Source organism: Caulobacter sp. FV2ye17ST, from assembly GCF_058680955.1.
The window spans coordinates 3,305,942-3,326,815 of record NZ_CM178727.1; the positions used below are offsets into that span (position 1 = coordinate 3,305,942).

22 protein-coding genes are annotated in these 20,874 nt (G+C 68.3%); 6 read left to right on the forward strand and 16 right to left on the reverse strand.

Going from position 1 to position 20,874, the window contains the following annotated elements:
• Positions 1-15: 15 nt before the first annotated feature.
• Complete coding sequence (locus ACW17V_RS15745; protein ID WP_492105998.1) at positions 16-1,332, forward strand: serine hydrolase domain-containing protein; 1,317 nt, start codon at positions 16-18, stop codon at positions 1,330-1,332.
• Here the strand turns inward: ACW17V_RS15745 and ACW17V_RS15750 are convergent.
• From ACW17V_RS15750 to ACW17V_RS15765, 4 genes are all read right to left on the reverse strand, one after another.
• Positions 1,329-1,994 (reverse strand): peptidoglycan DD-metalloendopeptidase family protein, encoded by a 666-nt coding sequence (locus ACW17V_RS15750; RefSeq protein ID WP_492105999.1) that lies wholly within the window; start codon positions 1,992-1,994, stop codon positions 1,329-1,331. The two genes, ACW17V_RS15745 and ACW17V_RS15750, sit on opposite strands and share 4 nt — an antisense overlap.
• 251 nt (positions 1,995-2,245) lie before the next feature.
• Positions 2,246-3,007, reverse strand: a complete 762-nt coding sequence (locus ACW17V_RS15755) for a pseudouridine synthase (RefSeq protein WP_492106000.1) — start codon at positions 3,005-3,007, stop codon at positions 2,246-2,248.
• Positions 3,007-4,077 carry a peptide chain release factor 1 gene (gene prfA / locus ACW17V_RS15760; protein ID WP_492106001.1) on the reverse strand — a complete coding sequence of 357 codons (1,071 nt, stop codon included), beginning with the start codon at positions 4,075-4,077 and terminating at the stop codon, positions 3,007-3,009. The genes ACW17V_RS15755 and prfA overlap by 1 nt, the downstream gene beginning before the upstream one ends.
• Positions 4,078-4,158: 81 nt before the next feature.
• Positions 4,159-4,587, reverse strand: a complete 429-nt coding sequence (locus tag ACW17V_RS15765) for a DUF2141 domain-containing protein (protein ID WP_492106002.1) — start codon at positions 4,585-4,587, stop codon at positions 4,159-4,161.
• Between the two features lie 172 nt (positions 4,588-4,759).
• Here ACW17V_RS15765 and ACW17V_RS15770 point away from each other — a divergent pair, with 172 nt between their 5' ends.
• A complete protein-coding gene (locus ACW17V_RS15770) occupies positions 4,760-5,263 on the forward strand; it encodes a DUF1993 domain-containing protein (protein ID WP_492106003.1) in 504 nt (167 codons plus the stop codon).
• Here the strand turns inward: ACW17V_RS15770 and ACW17V_RS15775 are convergent.
• Genes ACW17V_RS15775 through ACW17V_RS15785 form a run of 3 tightly spaced genes read right to left on the reverse strand, consistent with a single transcriptional unit; the run spans position 5,260 to position 7,293 of the window.
• Positions 5,260-6,114: an alpha/beta hydrolase gene (locus ACW17V_RS15775; RefSeq protein WP_492106004.1), complete on the reverse strand. Its 855-nt coding sequence runs from the start codon at positions 6,112-6,114 to the stop codon at positions 5,260-5,262. The genes ACW17V_RS15770 and ACW17V_RS15775 overlap by 4 nt on opposite strands.
• A gap of 59 nt (positions 6,115-6,173) precedes the next feature.
• Positions 6,174-6,656 (reverse strand): molybdopterin-dependent oxidoreductase, encoded by a 483-nt coding sequence (locus tag ACW17V_RS15780; protein ID WP_492106005.1) that lies wholly within the window; start codon positions 6,654-6,656, stop codon positions 6,174-6,176.
• 31 nt (positions 6,657-6,687) lie between these two features.
• Positions 6,688-7,293 carry a LysE family translocator gene (locus ACW17V_RS15785; RefSeq protein WP_492106006.1) on the reverse strand — a complete coding sequence of 202 codons (606 nt, stop codon included), beginning with the start codon at positions 7,291-7,293 and terminating at the stop codon, positions 6,688-6,690.
• A 94-nt stretch (positions 7,294-7,387) separates the two neighbouring features.
• On the opposite strand from ACW17V_RS15785, the gene ACW17V_RS15790 reads away from it, so the two are divergent.
• Positions 7,388-8,785, forward strand: coding sequence for an aminotransferase-like domain-containing protein (locus tag ACW17V_RS15790; protein WP_492106007.1), 1,398 nt, complete (start codon positions 7,388-7,390; stop codon positions 8,783-8,785).
• 32 nt (positions 8,786-8,817) lie between these two features.
• The gene (locus ACW17V_RS15795) at positions 8,818-9,204 is read left to right on the forward strand and encodes an OsmC family protein (protein ID WP_492106008.1); all 387 of its coding nucleotides are present in this window, start codon (positions 8,818-8,820) and stop codon (positions 9,202-9,204) included.
• 4 nt (positions 9,205-9,208) lie between these two features.
• Here the strand turns inward: ACW17V_RS15795 and ACW17V_RS15800 are convergent, their stop codons facing one another.
• The 7 genes from ACW17V_RS15800 to ACW17V_RS15830 form a co-directional block, all read right to left on the reverse strand.
• A complete protein-coding gene (locus ACW17V_RS15800) occupies positions 9,209-9,976 on the reverse strand; it encodes a DUF3108 domain-containing protein (protein WP_492106009.1) in 768 nt (255 codons plus the stop codon).
• A 135-nt stretch (positions 9,977-10,111) separates the two neighbouring features.
• Positions 10,112-10,525 carry a hypothetical protein gene (locus ACW17V_RS15805; RefSeq protein WP_492106010.1) on the reverse strand — a complete coding sequence of 138 codons (414 nt, stop codon included), beginning with the start codon at positions 10,523-10,525 and terminating at the stop codon, positions 10,112-10,114.
• 148 nt (positions 10,526-10,673) lie between these two features.
• Positions 10,674-11,813 carry a flavodoxin-dependent (E)-4-hydroxy-3-methylbut-2-enyl-diphosphate synthase gene (ispG, locus tag ACW17V_RS15810; protein ID WP_492106011.1) on the reverse strand — a complete coding sequence of 380 codons (1,140 nt, stop codon included), beginning with the start codon at positions 11,811-11,813 and terminating at the stop codon, positions 10,674-10,676.
• A 79-nt stretch (positions 11,814-11,892) separates the two neighbouring features.
• Positions 11,893-12,915 (reverse strand): helix-turn-helix domain-containing protein, encoded by a 1,023-nt coding sequence (locus ACW17V_RS15815; RefSeq protein WP_492106012.1) that lies wholly within the window; start codon positions 12,913-12,915, stop codon positions 11,893-11,895.
• Positions 12,916-13,070: 155 nt separating this feature from the next.
• A complete protein-coding gene (ptsP, locus tag ACW17V_RS15820) occupies positions 13,071-15,338 on the reverse strand; it encodes a phosphoenolpyruvate--protein phosphotransferase (RefSeq protein ID WP_492106013.1) in 2,268 nt (755 codons plus the stop codon).
• 235 nt (positions 15,339-15,573) lie between these two features.
• Positions 15,574-16,014, reverse strand: a complete 441-nt coding sequence (locus tag ACW17V_RS15825; RefSeq protein ID WP_492106014.1) for a hypothetical protein — start codon at positions 16,012-16,014, stop codon at positions 15,574-15,576.
• A gap of 106 nt (positions 16,015-16,120) precedes the next feature.
• Positions 16,121-17,074: a DMT family transporter gene (locus ACW17V_RS15830; protein WP_492106015.1), complete on the reverse strand. Its 954-nt coding sequence runs from the start codon at positions 17,072-17,074 to the stop codon at positions 16,121-16,123.
• A 152-nt stretch (positions 17,075-17,226) separates the two neighbouring features.
• On the opposite strand from ACW17V_RS15830, the gene ACW17V_RS15835 reads away from it, so the two are divergent.
• Positions 17,227-18,147 (forward strand): CE1 family esterase, encoded by a 921-nt coding sequence (locus ACW17V_RS15835; protein WP_492106016.1) that lies wholly within the window; start codon positions 17,227-17,229, stop codon positions 18,145-18,147.
• Between the two features lie 3 nt (positions 18,148-18,150).
• On the opposite strand, the gene ACW17V_RS15840 is transcribed toward ACW17V_RS15835, so the two are convergent.
• Positions 18,151-18,615, reverse strand: a complete 465-nt coding sequence (locus ACW17V_RS15840; RefSeq protein ID WP_492106017.1) for a hypothetical protein — start codon at positions 18,613-18,615, stop codon at positions 18,151-18,153.
• Positions 18,616-18,669: 54 nt separating this feature from the next.
• Positions 18,670-19,917 carry an aspartate kinase gene (locus tag ACW17V_RS15845; RefSeq protein ID WP_492106018.1) on the reverse strand — a complete coding sequence of 416 codons (1,248 nt, stop codon included), beginning with the start codon at positions 19,915-19,917 and terminating at the stop codon, positions 18,670-18,672.
• 171 nt (positions 19,918-20,088) lie between these two features.
• Between ACW17V_RS15845 and ubiG the strand changes: the two genes are divergently transcribed.
• A complete protein-coding gene (gene ubiG / locus ACW17V_RS15850; protein WP_492106019.1) occupies positions 20,089-20,853 on the forward strand; it encodes a bifunctional 2-polyprenyl-6-hydroxyphenol methylase/3-demethylubiquinol 3-O-methyltransferase UbiG in 765 nt (254 codons plus the stop codon).
• Positions 20,854-20,874: the final 21 nt, after the last annotated feature.

Below are 20,874 nucleotides of genomic sequence, written 5' to 3' on the forward strand. Positions count from 1 at the left end.
GACGTGGAATACCCGGTGCCCGAACCCTACCTGCCAGATGACCAGACGAAGACGCGCCTGAAGTGGGCCGCGCTCGGGATTGTGCCGCTCGTCCTGCTGGGCGCGGCGTTGTGGCCGCACGCAAAGACAGCCGGACCCAAGGCCACCCCCACGATCCACACGACAGCGCCGGCGCACCTGCCGACCCAGCGGGCCGACTGGCGCGGCGCGATCGACTATCCGTCGATGGACAACCGTATCAGCGCCATGATGACCGATCCCTCGATGGAAGGTCTGGCCGTGGCCGTCGTCGAGAACGGCCGTCTGTCGTTCGTTCGGGGCTATGGCCAGACCGCCGCCGAGCACGGCGAGCCGGTCGGCGCACAGACGGTTTTCCGCTGGGCCTCGCTGTCCAAGACCGTGGCGGGAACGCTGAGCGCCCGTCTGGCGTCCGATGGCGTGTTTTCGCTGTCAGACCCGGTAGACGCATTCCACACCAGCCTGCGCCTGCCCGGCGACGCGCAGCGCACCCTGACCGTCGAGCAGCTGCTGTCGCAACGCACGGGGCTGTCCAAGAACGCCTATGACGACCGGCTGGAGCATGGCGCCGATCCCGCGGCGATCCGCGATGCGCTGGGCGCCCTGACGGCGTCCTGCCCGCCCGGGACCTGCCACAGCTACCAGAACGTCGCCTATGACACGATCACCGAGATCATCGGCGCGCGCACCGGCGAGGCCTATGGCGCCAGCGTCGCGCGCCGGCTGTTTTCGCCCCTGGGCATGACGGGAGCCACCATCGGCATGGCGGGCCTTGTCGGCGCCGACCACTGGGCAAGGCCCCATCGCAACGGCAAGACCCTGCCCCTGTCCGAAGCCTATTACCGCGTGCCTGCGGCGGCCGGGGTGAACTCGACGATCGTGGATCTGGCGCTGTGGATGCAGGCGCAGATGGGACTGCGACAGGATGTGCTGCCAGGGGCGGTTCTGGAAGCGGTTCAGCAGCCCCGGGTGAACACCGCCCGCCCCTATGGACGGTTGTCGATCGGGCGGGAGCTGAAGAACGCCGGCTATGGCCTGGGCATGCGCAGCTTCACCTACAAGGGCCATCGGCTTGTCGGGCACAGCGGTGGCGTTTCGGGCTATCGTTCGACGATGATGTTCGACCCGGCCACCCGGACCGGCATCGTGATGCTGTGGAACAGCGACGCCAACCTGCCCTTCCGCTTCCAGGGCGAGTTTCTCGACCTCGCCTATGATCTGCCGTTCACCGACTGGCTTGAGCTGAAGGATGTTTCGAGCGTAGCCCAGTCTGCCGGAACAAACCTCGACGAACAGGCCGTCTCGCTGCCCTAGGCCCGCGCCACCAGCTTGGTGACGATCAGTTCCGCCGCGTTCACGCGCTCGCCGCCGGGCTCCATCACTTCCAGATGTACGTGGTCGGTGATGCCCGGATAGTGGCCCTGCAGGCTTTCCACGCGGCCGATGGCCTGACCCAGCCGCACGGTCTGGCCAACCTCGACGCCGGGCGACACGTAGAAGGCGCGCGCCACATAGCCCAGGGCGGGATTGGTGATCTCGACGAACTTCAGATCGGTCGAGCCGCTGTAGGCATAGCCGATCTTGGTGACATAGCCCGAGATCGGGGCCTTAACGTCCTGACCGGCGACAGCGGTGTAGTCGACGCCTTCATGATCGCGTGAACCGCCATCACGGCGGGCCCCGAACTGGCCTTCGCCAAAGTCGTCGTGGCCACGCGGCGCCGCGCCGGTGGGGTTGGCGAAGTCGGCCGCGCCGTCGCCGTCGATGTCGGCGCCGCTCCAGACCAGTTCCCGGCGCACCGGCCGCTGGGGCTTGGCGGCGATCTCGTCCAGCAGGCGACGCACCATCGGGGTGGGGCCGTGCCGGGCGGCGTCGGGATGCTCCATGGCCGCCACGACCATGGGCGCGAAGATCGTCGCCAGACCGATGACGCAACGCGCCGCGGGAGTGATGATCTTGGCGACGGCTGCGTGCATGAATTGACCTTCAGTCGTTCCGGGATCGATTTCGACGTTTGAACGTTTCGACTGACTAAGAGCCAGATATGGCGAAGACGTGGCGCATTTCATGCGACCGCGTGACGCATCATGTTTGCTGTATCGCGCACAAGCTTGACCGTGATGAGCTCAAACGTTCACCACCAATGTTCTAGTTTCAATCGATTTATCAGGCGGAAATTCAAACTGAACCTTGAGCCACGGATGCCGGCTGGGTAGGACGTTGGGGATCAGCCCGCGATCAGCCCCGCCCGCTCCTCGGCGGTCAGCGGACGCCAGTAGCCCTCGGGCATGTCGCCCAGGGTCAGGGACCCGACGCGGACCCGGAACAGGTCGACGACCTTCCATTCCAGCAGTTCGCACATCCGGCGGATCTGGCGGTTGCGGCCTTCCTGCAGGATGACGCGCAGGCGCTGGTCCGAGATCACCTCCACATGGGCCGGACGCAGTTCGCGGCCGTCGAGTTCGAGGCCAAAGCGCATCAGCTCCAGCTTCTCCTCGGTGATCTCACCCATGATGGCGACGCGATATTCCTTTTCCAGCTCGGACTGCGGGCCGATCACGGCCTTGGCCACAACGCCGTCCTCCGAGAGGATCAGCAGGCCGCGCGAGTCCATGTCCAACCGGCCCACGGGGGCCAGGCGGTTGCTGAAGTTGGGGATGGTCGCCTCGTGCGCCCACAGGTTCTCGCGCTTGAGCAGTCGCACGGCCGGGATCTGGCCGGGATCGGGCTGGGACGAGACGATGCCGACCGGCTTGTGGATCATGATCGTCAGGCTGGAATCCAGCTTGTCGGTTGCACGGTCGGCCAGGACCAGGGTCTGGCCGGTCAGGATCTTGCGGCCGACGTCTTCCACCACTTCGCCGTCGATCGACACCAGACCGTCGGCGATCAGGGCCTCGGCCTCGCGGCGCGAGCAGACGCCGGCCTGGGCCAGCCACTTGTTGACCCGCTGAGGCTCTTCCTCGTCATAGGTGCGAGTGAAGGCCATCAGGCGTAGCCATCTTCGAGGGTGGCCAGACGCGCGGCCTGGTCCTCGGCGATCAGCGGCTTGATCACGTCATCCAGGGCCTCGCCCTCCATCACCTTGCCCAGATTGTAGAGCGTCAGGTTGATGCGGTGATCGGTGACCCGGCCCTGCGGGAAGTTGTAGGTGCGGATGCGCTCGGAGCGATCGCCGCTGCCGACCTGGCTCTTGCGGGCGTCGGAGCGGGCCGTGTCGAGGGCCTCGCGCTGCATGTCGTACAGGCGCGCCTTCAGGTTCTTCATGGCTCGGGCGCGGTTCTGGTGCTGGCTCTTTTCCGACGACGTCACCACCACGCCAGTCGGCAAGTGAGTGATCCGCACGGCGGAGTCGGTCTTGTTGACGTGCTGACCGCCGGCGCCCGACGAGCGGTAGGTGTCGATGCGGATGTCGGCGTCGTTGATCTCGATCTCGACGTCTTCCACCTCGGGCAGCACCGCGACGGTGGCGGCAGAGGTGTGGATGCGGCCTTGCGCCTCGGTTTCCGGCACGCGCTGCACGCGGTGCACGCCGCTCTCGAACTTCAGCCGGCCAAAGACGCCGTCGCCCGTGATCGAGGCGATGATTTCCTTGTAGCCGCCCATCTCGCCCTCGGAGATGCTGTCGACCTCGACCCGCCAGCCCTGGCTCTGGGCATAGCGCTGGTACATGCGGAAGAGATCGCCGGCGAACAGGGCCGCCTCGTCGCCGCCGGTGCCCGCGCGCACTTCCAGAATGGCCGAGGCGTTCTCGTCCTTGTCCTTCGGCGCCAGCATCAGGGCCAGGTCGCGTTCCAGGATCGGCAGCTTCTCGTCCAGCGCGGCCATCTCGTCACGGGCCATCTCGGCCATGTCCGGATCGCCGGCCATCTCTTCCAGGCCCGCGCGCTCGGCGGCCAGCTTGGCCAGGGTCTCGACGGCCTCGGCCACCGGACGCAGTTCGGCGTACTCCTTGGAGAGCTTGACGATCTCGGCTCCGTCGCTGGCGGCGCCCATGCGGGCCTCCACTTCGCGGAAACGGTCGAGAACCTGGTCGAGTCGGGCCTGGGGCAGTCGCAAGGGTGACGTCACGTGCTTTGAGGGGATCGGGCGGTCTCTGTACCCCCCGCGCGGCCTGACGTCACCCCGGCGTGGAAAGGACTACTTCGGATACATCATCATCTGAGTGATCGCGGCGTCGCCGTTCACCGCAACCTTGACCTGATCGAAGGCCGGCAAGCCCTTCAGAGGCGCGGCGCTGGACATCGCCCAGCCCTCGGCCGGTTTGCCGTCGGCGCCGTTGGTCATGCTCCAGCTGCCGTCGGCGTCGTGCAGCACCGAGACCGCGTAATCGCCAGGCGGCACGTCGGCCAGCTTGACCTTCAGCTGACCGCTGACGGCGCCGTCCAGAACCGCGCCGGAGGTCTGGGCGTGTTGCATGAACTGGTCGCGGCTCTGCACGGTGACCAGGATCTTGCCGCCCTTGGGCTTTACGCCGTTCAGGGTCAGGTCGATCTCGCCGGCCTGGGCGGCGGCGAAGGCGGTGGTGGCGAGAAGGATGGCGGCGACGGCCGTGGCGAGGCGGTTCATGATAGTCTGGCTCCCTCAGCTTGATTGCTGATGAAGTACTTTTATTTTCAAAGTACACGACGTGACAAATTAAAAGACCGTCATGCGAGACAGCGGCGCCGCTGTGCAAACTCGCCTCGATCCCCATCTAGGTCAGCGAAGGCCAGGTCGGCCTAGACACCCAGGAGCTCTCATGCCGTCAATGCACCGCGCCACGGTTCCCGTTCTGGTCCGAGGCCTGAACATTCTGTCGACCCTGCTCGAAAAGGGCGAGGCCCACGCCAAGGAGGCCGGCCAGGACCCCGCCGACCTGCTGGGCGCCCGCCTGGCGCCGGACATGCTGACCCTGGTCGGCCAGATCCAGCGGATTTCCGACACCGCCAAGGGCGCCATCGGCCGGCTCACCGACGTGACCCCGCCCGCCATGACCGACGACGAGACGACCTTCGCCGACCTGCAGGCCCGCATCGCCAAGACCATCGCCTTTCTGGAAAGCGTCGACCCCGACGCCTTCGATGGCGCCAAAAAGCGCAAGGTCACCCTGAAGGCCGGCCCCTTCGAGGCGAAGATGAGCGGCGAGGACTGCCTGCTCAGCTTCGTGCTGCCCAACTTCTATTTCCACCTGACCACCGCTTACGCGATCCTGCGCCACAAGGGCGTGGCCGTCGGCAAGCTGGACTATCTGGGCAGCTTCTAGCGGCGCCGGAATTCCGCTGTCGGCGTCGAGGCCTGGGCCGCCAGCGCCGCCCGGGCCGAGGCGTCGTCAAGCAGGGTGGCCTTCAGGAACACGACGCTGAGCGCCGCGGCCTGATCCAGGGCCGCGGCCTGGGCGGGATCCTTGGCGGCGCCGTAGATCGCGCCGCCGAAGGAATGATCCACGCCCTTGCCGATCCAGGCATAGCGGCCGCCGGCGGGGCTGGTCTCGAATGGCGCGAGGTGGGCCCTGGCGTCCGAAACGAAGCCCGGCACCAGATCGATATCCCCCGTGATCATCAGGGACGGGGTCGCGATCTGGGTAAAGGCGTCGGGGCCGATCAGACCGGGGATCAGGCCGGGCGTGGAAAAGCTCACGACCGCTTTGGTCGCCGGGTCGCGTCCATGGACCATGGCCTCCAGCGCGCCGGCCCGGATCAGGGCGCCCAGCGAGCCGTAGGAATGGCCCGCCGCCGCCACGGGCAGGCCGGGCGCGACGCTGGCGATGAAGCCGCCGGCGGCGGCCAGGTCGGCGATCCGCGCGGGAAAGGCGGTCTGCAGCGTGTAGTCGGCGACACGGGGATGTTTGCGCGAGTCGACGTGCAGCGGCGCCACGACCATGAAGCCGGCCTTCGACCACAGCTCAAACAGCGCCGCGTAAACGTCAGGCGACGCGCTGGCGGCGTGCGAGAACAGGATCACCCCCTTGGCCGCGGCGGGCCGGACGACGGTCAGGTCCAGATCGCGGTCGCCGACCTTGATGCTGAGGGACTGGGCGCCAGCCAGGCTCGGCGCGAAGGCTGCGGCGGCCAGGCCGGTGAGGAAAGCGCGGCGGCCCGTGGTGATCCTGGTCATGCTGTTCCCCGGTTCAGACCGGGCGATTTTGGCGAATTCGCCAGCGGTGTCGAGACCCCTCAGAACCCCGCCTTGACCTCGACCGCCACCACGCCGCGGGGTGAGCGCGAAGGCCGCAGATCGCCGTCGACCACCACGCGGTAGGGTCCTTCGCGGGCGTCCAGCGGATTGCCATTGACCGTATCGGCCAGGATCACCGGATTGGCGCGATAGACCGGGTCGGTCTCGGCGATCGACAGGATGCTGGAAAAGCCGTCGGCGGCGCGCAGGACGACGACCTGGTTCAGATAGCGCCCCATCAGCCGTTCGCCAGAGACGACGCCGGCCTTGAGCAGGGCCCCATGCAGGATCGCGCCCTCATAGACCACCGGCTGCCCCTTGACCTGGATCGTCGCCTGGGCGCGCGGCAGGGCCTTCACCTCCGCCGGCGTCAGCACCACCGTGTCTCGCCCCGCGACGGTGACCTTGAGGTCCTGCGCCAGGACGGGCGAGGCGAGGACGGCGGCGGCGATCGCGGCCGTGAGGGCGAGGAGGATGCGCATGCCGCCAGCCTGGCGCCCCTCCCCGTGTCTGTCACGCCTTCAGCTCGGTGATCAGCGGATAGAGCGAGGCCACCAGCAGCACGGCCATGCTGACATTGAAGACGCGCAGGATCGCCGGCCGGTCCAGGAACCGCCGCATGCCCTGGCCAAAGCCGGCCCAGGCGGCGCTGCATGGCGCGCCGACCAGCATGAAGGTTCCCGCCAGGACCAGCACGGTCAGGCTGCCGCTGCCTTCCGGCGTGTAGGTGGTGGCGGCGCCCAGGGCCATGGCCCAGGCCTTGGGGTTCAGCCACTGGAAGGCGGCGGCCTCCAGGAAGGTCATCGGCTGGCCCGCAGCGCTCTTGTCATTGATCCCGGTCGCCGTGGCGATCTTCCAGGCCAGCCACAGCATGTAGGCGGCGCCGAGCCATTTCAGGATCTCGTGCAGGACGGGGAAGGCCCTGAATACGCCCGACAGCCCCCACCCCATCGCCACCACCATCACGCCCAGGCCCGCGCTGATCCCCAGGATATGCAGGATGGTGCGGCGAAAGCCGAAGTTCGCGCCCGACGCCAGCAGCATCATGTTGTTGGGACCGGGCGTGCCGGCGGTGGCGAAGGCGAAGAGGACGAAGGCCAGAAGAAGGTCGGGGGTCACGTCGGGACTCCATGATCGGGAATGTCACAGAGATGTTCTCGATTGATCCATGAGTCAAAATGAGTATTGTCATAATGACAATATCGGAGCCCGCATGTCCGCGAAAACCCTGAGGGACTGGACCCCGTTGCTGGAGGCCGGCGACGCGCCGATCTATGAGCGCCTGCTCGGGGCTCTGCGCGCCGACATCGAGACCGGCGCCCTGGCGGCCGGCGCGCGCCTGCCGCCGCAGCGCGACCTGGCCCACCGCCTGGGGCTGGGTCTGGGCACCGTCACCCGCGCCTATGTCGAGGCCGAGAAGGCCGGGCTGGTCGAGGCCCATGTCGGGCGCGGCAGCTTTGTGCGGGGCGGGGCGGCGGCAAAGCCCGCCAGGACGACCGACGGCGGCCTGATCAATCTCTCCCAAAACATCGCGCCCAGCGGCCCCGCGCGCGAGCGATTGGCCGATACGATGACCCGCCTGCGGCGGCGCGGCGACCTGCTGGACCATCTGGACTACGCCCCCTCGGCGGGGTTGGACACGCAGCGACAGGCCGGGGCCGCCTGGCTTGAGCGCAGCGGCGGCCTGATCGGCGCCGACTGGACCCGGCTGGTCTGCACCGCCGGCGCCCAGCAGGCCCTGGCCCTGGCCTTCGGCGCCGTGGCGCGGTGGGGCGATACGGTGCTGTGCGAGGCCTCGACCTTCTATGGCGTCAAGGCGCTGGCCGAACACATGGGCTATGGGCTCAAGGGCCTGGCCATGGACGCCCAGGGCCTGCGCCCCGACGTTCTGGACGAGGCCGCCGCCACCGGCGCCTTTAAGGCCGTGGCCATCCAGCCCACCCTGCAGAACCCCACCGGCCGGATCATGAGCGCCGGCCGCCGCGCCCAGATCGTGGCCGTGGCCCGCAAGCACGACCTGATGATCATCGAGGACGACATCTATGCCGTCTATGCGCCCGATGCCCCGCCGCCCTTCGCGGTGCTGGCGCCGGAGCGCACCTTCCATGTCTCGGGCGTCTCCAAGTCGCTGGCGCCGGGCTTGCGCACCGGCTTCCTGATCGTGCCGCCCGGCGATGCTCTGGACCGGGTGCTGCGCACCGTGCGCGCGCTGTCTTATGCGCCGCCCAATTTCGGCGGACTGATCGCCACCCAGTGGATCGAGGACGGCGCGGCCGACGCCATCGTGGCGGAGATTCAGGCCGAGATGACCGCCCGCCTCGCCATGGCCCGCGAGATCCTGGGCGGCGCCATCGAAACCCCGATGTCGGCCAGCGCGCCCCACGTCTGGCTGCCGATGTCGGATCTGGACGCCGAACGCATGGCCGGCCGGGCCCTGCGTAGCGGCGTGGAAGTGACCCCCCCGTCGGCGCCGGTGGTGGCGCCGGGCCTGACGACCGGCGTGCGCGTGTGCCTTGGCGCGGCGCGCGATCGCCAAGACCTGGAGCGAGGCCTGCGGATCGTGGCGGCGGCGGTGGCCGATGTGGACGAACGCTCTCGCGCGGTGATCTAAGGTCGCGTCACAGATTTCAGTCAGGAGCTCATATGGCCACCGCCATCGCCAGCATCGGCGCAACCCGCTACGCGACGACGATCACCACCGGTCGCCACACCCTGACGGCCGACGAGCCCGAGCGCCTGAACGGCGCCGACGCCGGTCCCGCGCCGTTCGACCTGCTGCTGTCGGCTCTTGGGGCCTGCACATCCATCACCCTGAAGATGTACGCCGAACACAAGGCCTGGCCGCTGGAGGCGCTGGAGGTCCGGCTGCACTATCACGGCGACGAGGCCCCGCCCCGGATCGAGCGCGTCTTGGTCCCGACCGGCCCGCTCAGCGACGACCAGCGCGCGCGGCTGGCCGATGTCGCCGAACGCACCCCGGTGACCCCGGCCATCAAGGGCGGCGTGCCGATCCAGACCTCGCTGGGCTGAAAGCCTAGTACAGCAGCACCTTCACCACGGCCGAGCCGTCGGGCAGCGGCGAGACGACCTTGACCATCACCTGGCTGTCCTTGGCCAGCCAGAAGCGGGTCGCGGGGAAGTCCGGGCGGTTGTAGTCGGTGGTCATCACCCAGCAGTCGATCCGGCCGCCGGCCGGGGTGGTCAGCACCTCCGAGCCCGTTACCCTGAACAGATAGGGCGCGGGGTCGCCGCCGCCGGGATGCAGGAAGTTGATGCTGGCTTCAAAACCGTCCTTCAGCGGCAGGGCCTGCAGCAGCTCCATGTCGGTCTCGAAGTTGAAGGTCCGCTGCGGCGCGGCGACGTCATAGGCCTTGGCCGCGTTGTCGGGCAGGTCGGCCAGACCGACGACACGGTCGGCGGTGAAGGCGTAGCCCTCGACCTTGGTCTGGCCGTCCTTCGTGGAGCGGCGCACGTGGGAGATGGGCGCGAAGGTGCCGATCTCAAACCACGAATCCAGCGTCTTGGCCGCCGGCGTCGTTCCGCTATCCCAGTGCTGAACGATGTGCAGACGCGGCTGGCCATCCTTGGGCTCGAACCGGATCTCGCGGGTCCAGATGTCGGCCGGCGTGAAGGTCTCGCCTACCTGCCTGTAGCGCAGATAGCGGTGGACGCCGGGCTTGATCCTGTCGAACCGGGCCAGCGGCGCGCCCACCTTGACCTCAAGCGGCGCGGCCTGGGCGGAGGCGGCGCCGACGGCGAGCCCCAGAACCACGCCCAGCAAGGCGCGCGCGACGATGTGCATGTGTAGAGACCCCAGGCGGTGCGAACGATCGCATCTGACCCCAGCGGCGAAACCATGGCCACTTAAGGTTCGGTAATCCGCGACCGCCCGCCCGGGACGGGTCAGGGAGCGCCCGGCTGGGCGCCCGCCATCCGCCTACTTGGCTTTTGTGTAGGGCACGAACTGGCCCAGGCTCACCGAAGCCCGCGAACCCGCCGAGCCCTTGCCGCCGCGATCGACCATGGCCACCGCATCGCCCCGGCACAGCCTCACCCCGTTTGTGCGGGGGTTGATGATGGAGTCGTGATCCAGCGCGGCGACACCCATCTCAGGGCGGTTCACATAGACAATGCCGGCCGGCATCCGAATGATGATCGCCGTCTTGTCGATGACATCGGTCATCAGGGCGCGGCGTGGATCGATGCAGTCGATCGGCTCGCCCGCGACGCGTCCCTCGACCATCTTGGCCAGGCTGCGTTCGCCCTTTGCATTGCCTTCGTCGCCGGCGAGCGCGCTTGAGGCCCCCGCGAAAACCGCAACCGCCATCAGTCCCGTAAGCCAAAAACGCATGTGAGCCCCCTCTTGCCACCGTCAGGCGCGACGACGTGAACCACTCGTAGGTCTTGGAGGCATACTCAACCCAAATTAGCTGATGTCAACCAACTTGCGACCTTCGGTAGAGGCGCATCTCGCCGCTTTTGGCGCCCATCCCGACCGGCTACTCCGCCGCGATCGCCTCGGCGTCGGCGGCCGCCTTCAGCTCGGCCGCGCGCTTTTCGACCAGCTCGACGATGTGCTCGATCATGCCGTCGTTGGACTGCTTGTGGTCGGGCTTGCCGGCCATGTAGACCATGCCCGAGCCGGCGCCGCCGCCGGTGAAGCCGAGATCGGTCATCAGGGCCTCGCCCGGGCCGTTGACCACGCAGCCGATGATCGACAGCGACATCGGCTGGCTGATGTGGGCCAGGCGCTGCTCCAGAGCCTCCACCGTCTTGATGACGTTGAAGCCCTGACGCGCGCAGGACGGACAGGCGATGATGTTGACGCCGCGATGGCGCAGGCCCAGCGACTTGAGAATATCAAAGCCGACCTTGATCTCTTCCACCGGGTCGGCAGCAAGGCTGACGCGGATGGTGTCGCCGATGCCGGCCCACAGCATCGAGCCGATGCCGATCGATGACTTGACCGTGCCGGTGCGCAGGGCGCCGGCCTCGGTGACGCCCAAGTGCAGCGGGCAGTCGATGCGCTCGGACAGCTGGTGATAGGCCGCCACCGTCATGAACGGGTCGGACGCCTTCACCGAGATCTTGAACTCGTGGAAGTCGTGGTCCTGAAGGATGCGGGCGTGGTTGAGCGCGCTCTCGACCATGGCGTCGGGGCATGGCTCGCCGTACTTTTCCAGCAGTTCGCGCTCCAGCGAGCCGGCATTGACGCCGATCCGCATGGAGCAGCCGTGGTCGCGGGCCGCCTGGATGACGTCGCGCACGCGATCGGCGCTGCCGATATTGCCCGGATTGATCCGCAGGCAGGCCGCGCCGGCCTGGGCCGCCTCGATGCCGCGCTTGTAGTGGAAATGGATGTCGGCCACGAGCGGCACCCGCGACTCGCGGGCGATGGTCTTGAAGGCCGCCGTGCTGTCGGTGTCAGGGCAGCTGACGCGGACGATGTCGGCGCCGGCCTCTTCCAGCTGACGGATCTGCTCCAGCGTCGCGGCGGCGTCGCTGGTCAGGGTGTTGGTCATCGACTGGACGGTGATCGGCGCGTCGCCCCCGACCTCGACATTGCCGACGCGAATCTTGCGCGACTTGCGACGCTCGATGGAGCGCCAGGGGCGGAGGTGAGTGTGGTCTGCGGCCATGGAAACAATCTAGGGCTTTTGCGCGCGGAACCCAAGGCCGTCATGGAAGCTTCGCGCCGGTCCCGGACCGGCGCCCGGATCAGGCGGCAGGCTTGGCCAGCTTGCCCAGGCCCGTCTGCTTGGCGATCAGGCGACCGGTCAGCACGCCGCCCGAATAGACGTCGAAATTGCTGGGATCGGAGACGTCGGCGGTCAGGCCCGCGGTGCGCGGCGCGCGGAACGCTTCGCCGGCGTTGAGCTGGCGGGCGAAATAGACCGAGCCGTCGGCCCCGCGCACCACCAGGGTGGCGGCCTTGCGGGCCAGCAGCACGACGCCGGAGCTGTCGGCGGCGGCCGCGCCATGGATCACGCCGCGCGGCTTGAACGTGGAGCCCAGGGCGGCGACGTGAGCGGCGTCGATCTCGCCCTCACCCGCCGCGATGGCGGTGGCGCGGGCCTTGGAGGCGGCGTTGGCGGCGTCGGCCGAACCACCATTGGCGGCGGCGTCATCGAGGCCGGGGGTCTTGTAGGGCTCGGGCGTGGTCGACTCGACCGGAGCCGGCAGGGGCGCGCCCAGCGACACCGCAGAACCGGCCGGCGCCGAGGCTGACGGCGGAGCAGCGGTATTGGCCGCGACCTGGGCGGCGGGGGCGTCCTTGTCCATGGCGCGCTGCGCCACGTTCCACAGCAGGATCGCGCCGACCATCAGCAGGCCGACGATCAGCACCAGGGCCAGACGCGGATCGCGCTCGTGGCGCACGCCGACCGGAGCGCGCAGTTCGCCGCCGTCGTCAGGCACATCGCTCTTGAAGCGCAGCACGGCGGCCTCGCCGTCCAGACCCAGCAGTTGGGCATAGGCGCGGACATAGCCGATCGTGAACGGACGCGAGGGCAGCTCTTCCAGCCGCAGGTCCTCGAGGGCGTCGATATAGCTCTGGCGGATGCGCGTGGCGTCGGCCACGTCCTGGGTGGTGAGGCCACGGAAGGTCCGGGCGGCGCGCAGCGCCGCGCCGATGTCGACGCCTTCGTCGACCGACGGCTGACCCACGACGGCGAAGCCCTCGTCGGGCTCGGCGTCGGAGACCAGATGCAAGTGTCTTACACTGCCCGTATCCAGCGCCATTGCGGCAATACCACCCCAAAATTCGCGTCGCGCGAGAACGCGACACCCCAGCGCACTTCGTCTTACACGAAGTTCTTAACAGTTCTTTGTGGATATCAAACTAAGCTACGGGATTCAATGCACTAACAGCGAAGCTTGGTTAATCGGCCATCGCGTCAGACGGCGACGTAGAGCTTGCGCGCCAAGGTTTCGATCTCTCCCCGGAGCGATCCGGCCGAAGTCTTCAGCAGGGCCTCAACGTTTCGTCTGGCCGCCTCGCGGTCGCACGACAGCACCATCTGCTTGACCGGTCCGATGCCGGCCGGCGGCATCGACAAACGGTCAAAACCCAGGGCCACCAAGGCGAAAGCTTCCAGCGGCCGTCCCGCCATCTCGCCGCACACCGACACCGGCGTGCCGGTGTCCTCACACGCCTGCTGGATGGTCTTCAGCGCCCGCAGGGCCGCGGGCGACAGCGGATCATAGCGATCGGCCATGCGCGGATTGCCCCGATCGGCGGCGAACAGGTACTGCATCAGGTCGTTGGTGCCCACCGAAACGAAGTCGGTCATCGGCAACAGTGCGTCCAGATGCCACAGCAGTGACGGCGCCTCGATCATCGCCCCGACGTCCAGGCGCGCCGGCGCCGGACGGCCGCGCTTCAGGGCCCAGGCCACTTCCTGGTCGACGAAGGCGCGGGCGGCGCGGAACTCGTCCACATTGGCCACCAGCGGGAACATGATCCGCAAGGAGCGGCCGGCGGCGGCCTTGATCAGCGCCCGGATCTGCATGCGCAGCAGGGCCGGACGATCCAGCCCCATGCGGATGGCGCGCCAGCCCAGGGCCGGATTGTCCTCGCGCTCCATCTCCATGTAGGGCAGCAGCTTGTCGCCGCCGAGATCGAGCGTACGGAAGGTCACCGGCATGCCGTTGGCGGCCTCCAGCACCTTTTCATAGAGCGCCGTCTGGGCTTCCAGCCGGGGCATTTCCTCGGCGACCATGAACTGGAACTCGGTGCGGAACAGGCCGATGCCCTCGGCCCCGGTCTCGCCCAGGATGTCGAGATCGACGGCCAGGCCCGCGTTCATCAGCAGGGTGACCTTGGCCCCGTCCTTGGTGAAGGCGGGGGTGTCGCGCAGGCGGGCGAACTCGGCCTTGCGCTGGGCGCGGACCTCCATCCGGGCCCGCAGCGCCTTGACCACGTCAGGACGCGGACGAAGCCAGGCCTCCGCGGTCTCGGCGTCGACGACCACGGGGTCGCCCTCGCTGACCCGGTCGCGCAGGCCGGCCAGACGGCCGACGCAGGGAATGTCCAGCGCCCGGGCCACGATACCGGCGTGGCTGGCGGCCGAGCCTTCCTCGAGCAGGATGCCCTTCAGCTTGGTGCGGTCATATTCCAGCAGGTCGGCGGGGCCCAGGTTCCGCGCGATCAGGATGGCGTCGTCGGGCAGCTGGCGCACGGCGTGGACGTCGCCCGACAGGTGGCGCAGCAGCCGGTCGTTGAGGTCTTCCAGGTCGTGCAGGCGCTCGCGCAGATAGGGGTCGCGGGCCTGGCCCAAGCGGGCGCGGTGCTCGGAGCGCACCCGCTCGACGGCGGCCTCGGCGGTCAGGCCCGAGCGCACGGCCTCTTCCAGGCCCCGGTTCCAGCCGCGGTCATGGGCGAACAGGCGGTAGGTGTCGAGCACCTCGTAGGAGGCGCCCACCAGGCCGCCCTGGCCTTCGAGCATCTCGTCGATCTGGCTCTGCAGGGCCGTGACGGCGACCTTCAGGCGGATCTCTTCGGCGGCGGAATCGTCCGACAGCAGCTGCTCGGGCGCCACCGGCTGCTCGTGCAGCACGGCCACACCATAGGCCAGCCCCTCGGCGAAGCGCGCGCCCTTCAGCCTTTCCGGCTTGTGGGGCGCGATCTCGACGTCCTTGAGCTCGGCCATGCCCAAGAGCTCGCTGGACGACACCATCTCGGCCAGGACCATGGCGATGATCTGGAGGTCCTCGACCTCCTCGTCGCCATAGGTGCGCTCGGTGCGGTTCTGAACGACCAGAACGCCGATCGAGCGGCCGCCGCGCAGCAGGGGGACGGCCAGAAAGGCGTGGTACGGATCTTCGCCGGTTTCCGGACGATAGGCGAAGGCCGGGTGATTGGGGGCGTCCGACAGGTTCAGCGGCCGGCCGATGCGCATGGTCTCGCCGACCAGGCCCTCGCCAGGCTTCAGCCGGGTGACGTGGACGGCTTCGGGGGCCAGACCTTCGGTGGCGAACAGTTCCAGATCGCCAGAGGCGCGACGCAGATAGATCGAGCAGACCTCGGCGACCATCGAGATGGCGATGGTGCGCACCACCATGTCGAGCTTGCCCTGGGCGGGACCCGCCCCGGCCATGGCCTCGCGAATCTGCCGCAGCAGACTGCGTGGTCCTCGAACGGCGATGCCGCCGGATGCCGCCATGCGCTCTCCCTCTGTCCGGAGCGGTCTAACCCGACTGAAAGCCGTATGGGTTAAGAAGCCGCTTCGGCCCTCAGCGCGCTATAGCAGATTTCGCGCGCCTGACAGCGGTCGCGGCGACCTTGCGGAAAGATTGTCTCGCGTGACGCGCGAAAAAGCGCCGCCCTCCGGTAGGGAAGGCGGCGCAAGTCTTCGCCGACAGGATCGGGATCAGGACCTGACGACGGTCGTCGGGGGCCTAGCGGCGATAGTCGTAGGCGTAGCGGCTGTCAGAGCGGGCGTCGTAGCGATCGCCCCGGCCATAGCGGTTGTCCCGGCTGTCGTGGGCGTAGCGCTGGTCGCGGCTCTGATAGCCCTGCTGGCCATAGGACTGCTGGCCATAGCCTTGCTGCCCATAACCTTGCTGGTAACCGTTATAGGCCGGGCGGGTGCGATAGCCGCTGTTGTAGCGGTGATCGTTGTTGCTCTTGGCCGTCGAGGCGCCGATGGCGGCCCCGGCGACCGCGCCGATGGCGACCGCGCCCTTGTCGCCATTGCCCAGGGCCGCGCCGGCCAGGCCGCCGATCACGGCGCCGAGGATGGCCTTGTTGGTCTTCTCGCCGGCGAGGGCGCCCGAGGCGGGGACGATCATGGCGGCGGCGACGGCGCCCGCGATCAGGGTCTTGGAAATGGTGTTCATGGCCGTGCTCCTTCCGAGAAGCGTCGCCAGATCCGGAAGGCCCGGTGCGGCGCTGTTGATGTCCCTTTTAGGAGCCGCCGCTTGAACCCGATCTGAACGGTGTTGTTCAGGTTGCGGTCATGTTGTCGACCACCGCCCCCGGCCGGTGCAGGGACACCGACCACAGCACCCCGGCCAGCATCAGGGCGATGGCGGCACTCTCCAGCGGACGCGGCCAGCGGCCCTCGTGCAGGAAACCGTAGAGCAGGGCGAACAGGGTCTCGAACACGATCAGCTGGCCCGACAGGCTGAGCGGCAGCAGGCGACTGGCGGCGTTCCACAGGCCGTTGCCGATCACCGAAGCCGCCAGGGCCACGGCCAGGCTGACACCCCAGAACAGGGCCCAGGCGCTGGAGACATGCCCCGCCCCGCCAACGAGGAAGGCCGGAACGATCAGCACCAGCGACAGCGCGCCAGTGACCACCCCGGTCAGCAGCGACCACTCGTGGCTGTTGAAGTTTGGCGTCGCGGCCAGCCGCCGGGCGTTCCAGACGGCGTAGAGCGTCCAGCAGGCCAGGGCCAGGACGGCGCCCAGCACGCCCAGGACCAGACGCGGCGCGGGCGCGCCCTCCCCGCTCCTGAACACGTCGACATTGATGCAGACCACCCCGGCCGCCAACAGGGCCAGAGGCGCGGCCAGCCGGCGCAGCGGCACGCCCTCGCCCGGCCTGGCGCCGACCAGGGTGACGGTCACCGGCAAGAGCCCGATGATCAGCGAGGCCGCCGCCACCCCGGCGTTCTGCACCGCCACGGCCAGGCCGACATAGTAGATCAGGTTGCCCAGCAGGCTCAGCAGGGCCAGATCCCGCCAGTCGCGGCCCGTCATCCGCCCAAACACCGCCAGGGCCGTGGGGGCCAGCAACACCAGCGACGCCAGGCCATAGGCCAGATACCGCCCGGCGGTCATCTGCAACGGCGTGAAGTCATGGAGCAGCAACGGCGCCAGAAACACCCCGCCCCAGAAGGCGCCGGCGATGAGGCCACACAGCAGGCCCAGGGTCAGGCGGCGGGGGTCGGTCATGGCTGAGCTTTAGCAGAGCCGCGGGCGGTGGGGCTGACGAATGCTCCAAGACACACCGCGCGGGCTGTTGTCGCCCACAAAGCTTCCAGACACGGCGCCGGTTTACCCGCGCCGCTCAAGGCCTAAGCTGACCGGTTCAAGAGGAGCTATCGATGTCTGGATTCGTCCTTGGTCGCCGGGTGCTTGGCCCGCTCGCGGCGCTCGCGCTGCTGGGTGCGGGCGGCGCGGCCCACGCGGCGTGCGCGGTGGGCGTTCCGGGCGTCACTGGCGAGGTCGATATCGGACAGACCGGCCGCCCGCTGCTGCTGCATCGCCCAGCCGGGCTGGATCCTGCCGCCGCCGCCCCGCTTGTGATTCTGCTGCACGGCAGCGGCGGGACCGGCGCCAAGATGCTTCAGGCCTCCAGGCTTGAGGCCACGGCTGATCGCGCGGGGTTCATCCTGGTCGCCCCGGACGCCGGTATCCCGGTGGGCGAGGGCTTTGCCTGGAACATCCCCGGCGTGCCGACCGTGACCGGCAAGATCCCGGACGCTTCGGACGCCGATGACGTGGCCTATCTGGCCCGGATCGTCGACAGTCTCGCTGAGGATGGCTGCATCGACCGAGCGCGGGTCTATGTCACCGGCCTGTCGGGCGGCGGGCGCATGGCCTCATGGCTGGGCTGCGTGGAGCCGGCGCGCTATGCGGCCATCGCTCCGGTGGTGGGTCTGCGGGCCGGCAATCCGACGGTGGACAAGCCTCAGGAGCCTGATCCCGCCACCTGTACGCCGTCGCTGCCCATGCCGCTCATCGCCTTCGCAGGCGACAAGGACACCGTCAATCCGATCCAGGGCGGCGGCGCCGGCTACTGGCAGTACACCATGCATGCCGCCGAGCAGCGCTGGGCCGCCCTGAACGGCTGCCAGACCGCCCCGACCACGCAGTGGGTCGCGCCGGGCGTCTATGAGGAGCGCTATTCAGGCTGCCGGGGCGAGGCCGACGTGGTGGGTCGGATCACCGTGGGCGGCGCCCATGTCTGGCTGGCCGACAACGACGCCCTCTGGGCCTTCGTGTCGCGGTATCGGCGGGACTAGACCCTAGCCGTGCCCCGGCATGGCCAGCGGCTCGCCGGCGTCCTGGACCAGGCGGCGGGCCTGTTCGAGGGCCGCGTCGATATCGGCCTCGATGAACTCGACCTGCAGATCGGTCAGCGGATGCGGCGCGGCGATGGTCTCGCGCAGATAGTCGCGGCGCTCCGGCTCGGTCATGGACCACCAGCCGACGGTGTGGCCTTCCTCGATCACCGCGTCGCCCATGGCCAGCAGGTCGTCGGTGTCGAAGATCGGCTGACCCGGGCGCTCGGGGAACCACTGGCCGTCGTCGGGCAGGGCCTTGTCCAGTTGCTTGAGCAGGGCCGCCAGCCAGGGGCTGACCAGCAGCGGCTTTTCATAGCCGTCGCCGAACTTGGCGCGCAGCAGCAGGTCGTACAGCAGCTCAAGGCCCGCATCGCCCTCGAAGGTGACGGTCTTGGCGGCGGGATCGAACTTGAAGACGTCGGACATGGGGAATCTCTTGGTCGCGCTATCGCCTGATAACCCGACTCGGCGACGTTTGGCCTACAGTTGATCCAGCCCGTAAACCGCATGCAGGGCGCGAACGGCCAGTTCGGTATAGGCCGCGTCGATCAGCACGCTGATCTTGATCTCCGAGGTCGAGATCACCTGGATGTTGATGTTCTTCTCGGCCAGGGCCTGGAACATCGACTGGGCGACGCCGGCGTGGCTGCGCATGCCGACCCCGATCACCGAGACCTTGGAGACGTCCTCGTCGATGGCCACGGCCTCGAAGCCGATCTCCTTCTGGGCGGCGGTGACGATCTCGACGGCGCGCTGGGCGTCGCGCTTGCCGACCGTGAACTCCATGTTGGCGGTGTCGGCGCTGCGGGCGCGCGACTGCACGATCATGTCGACGTTCACATTGGCGTCGGCGAGACGGCCAAAGATCTGCGAGGAGACGCCCGGATGGTCGGGCAGGCCCAGCAGGGTGATCTTGGCTTCGTCGCGGCTATAGGCGACGCCCGAGACGATGCGCTTTTCCATGATTTCTTCCTCGTCGCAGACGATCGTACCTTGGCCCGGGGCTTCACCCGGCTCGACGAAACTCGACAGCACCCGCACCGGGACGCGATGGGCCATCGCCATCTCGACCGAGCGGGTCTGCAAAACCTTGGCCCCCAGCGAGGCCATTTCCAGCATTTCCTCGTACGAGATCTTGGCCAGCTTGCGGGCCTTCTTCTCGATGCGCGGGTCGGTCGTATAGACGCCGTCCACGTCGGTATAGATATCGCAGGCGCCCTTGACGGCGGCGGCGATGGCCACGGCGCTTGTGTCCGAGCCGCCCCGGCCCAGGGTGGTGATGCGGCCGTCGGGGGTGACGCCCTGGAAGCCGGCGATCACGGCGATCTGGCCGGCTGCGAAACAGGCCTCCAGATTGGCCGGCGGAATGTCTTCGATACGGGCGCGACCGTGGGCGGTGTCGGTCAGGATCGGCACCTGCCAACCCAGGAACGAGCGCGCGTCCAGGCCCATATTGCGCAGGGTCATGGCCAGTAGGCCGGCGGTGACCTGTTCGCCCGAGGCGACGATGGCGTCGTATTCGTCGTCCGACTCGGGAAGGCCGGGCGCGGCGCGGCCGGCGCCGTCGGTCCAGGCGACCAGCTCATTGGTCTTGCCCGACATGGCCGAGACCACCACCGCGACCTGCTTGCCGGTCGCGACCTCGGCGGCGACCAGACGGCCCACCCGACGGATGCGCTCCAGGTCGGCCACCGAGGTGCCGCCGAACTTCATCACCAGACGAGACACGTCTTCAAACCCTCAAGCGATAGCGGTTTTTTCTTGCGCCCACGCGGCCGGATCACTCCCCGCCGCGCAAGCCCCGGCCTTCTAGCGGCGCAATGGCGCAACGGCAATGTCGCGGGCCTGTCTTTTTTCGCCGACGATGTCGCACGGCGGCCGGCGTGGTAGACAGTCCACATGACCCAAGCCGCTTCGCCCGACGCTCCCCCCTCCTGGTCCATCGACCCCGCCGACGTGGCGCGGTTCTCGGCCATCGCGGCCGAATGGTGGGATCCCAAGGGCAAGTTCGCGCCGCTGCATGTGTTTAATCCCTGCCGGCTGGCCTTCATCCGCGAGCAGGCCGTGGCGCGGTTCGACCGTGATACCAACGCCCGCGCGCCGTTCGACGGGCTGACCCTGCTGGACATCGGCTGCGGCGGCGGACTGCTCAGCGAGCCGATGGCGCGGCTGGGCTTTGCGGTCACGGCCATCGACGCCTCGGAAAAGAACATCAAGACCGCCGCCACCCACGCCGCCGAACAGGGGCTGGAGATCGGCTATCGCCCCGCCACGGCCGAACAGCTGCTGGCCGAAGGCGCGGGGCCGTTTGACGTGGTGCTGACCATGGAGGTCATCGAGCACGTCGCCGATCCGGGCGCGTTCCTGCGCACCTGCTCTCAGCTACTCAAGCCCGGCGGCCTGATGATCGTGGCCACCCTGAACCGCACGCTGAAAGCCCTGGCCCTGGCCAAGATCGGCGCCGAATATGTGCTGCGCTGGGTGCCCGCCGGCACCCACGACTGGAAGCAGTTCTTGAAACCGGACGAGCTGCGCGCCTTCCTGGCCGGCGAGCCGGTGCAGATGCAGGGCCCCTTCGGCGTGACCTACAATCCCCTGACCGGCCGGTGGAGCCGGTCCAGCGACAGCGACATCAACTATATGATGACGGTCACTCGCGACTGACATAACCTTGGGTTGCTCACA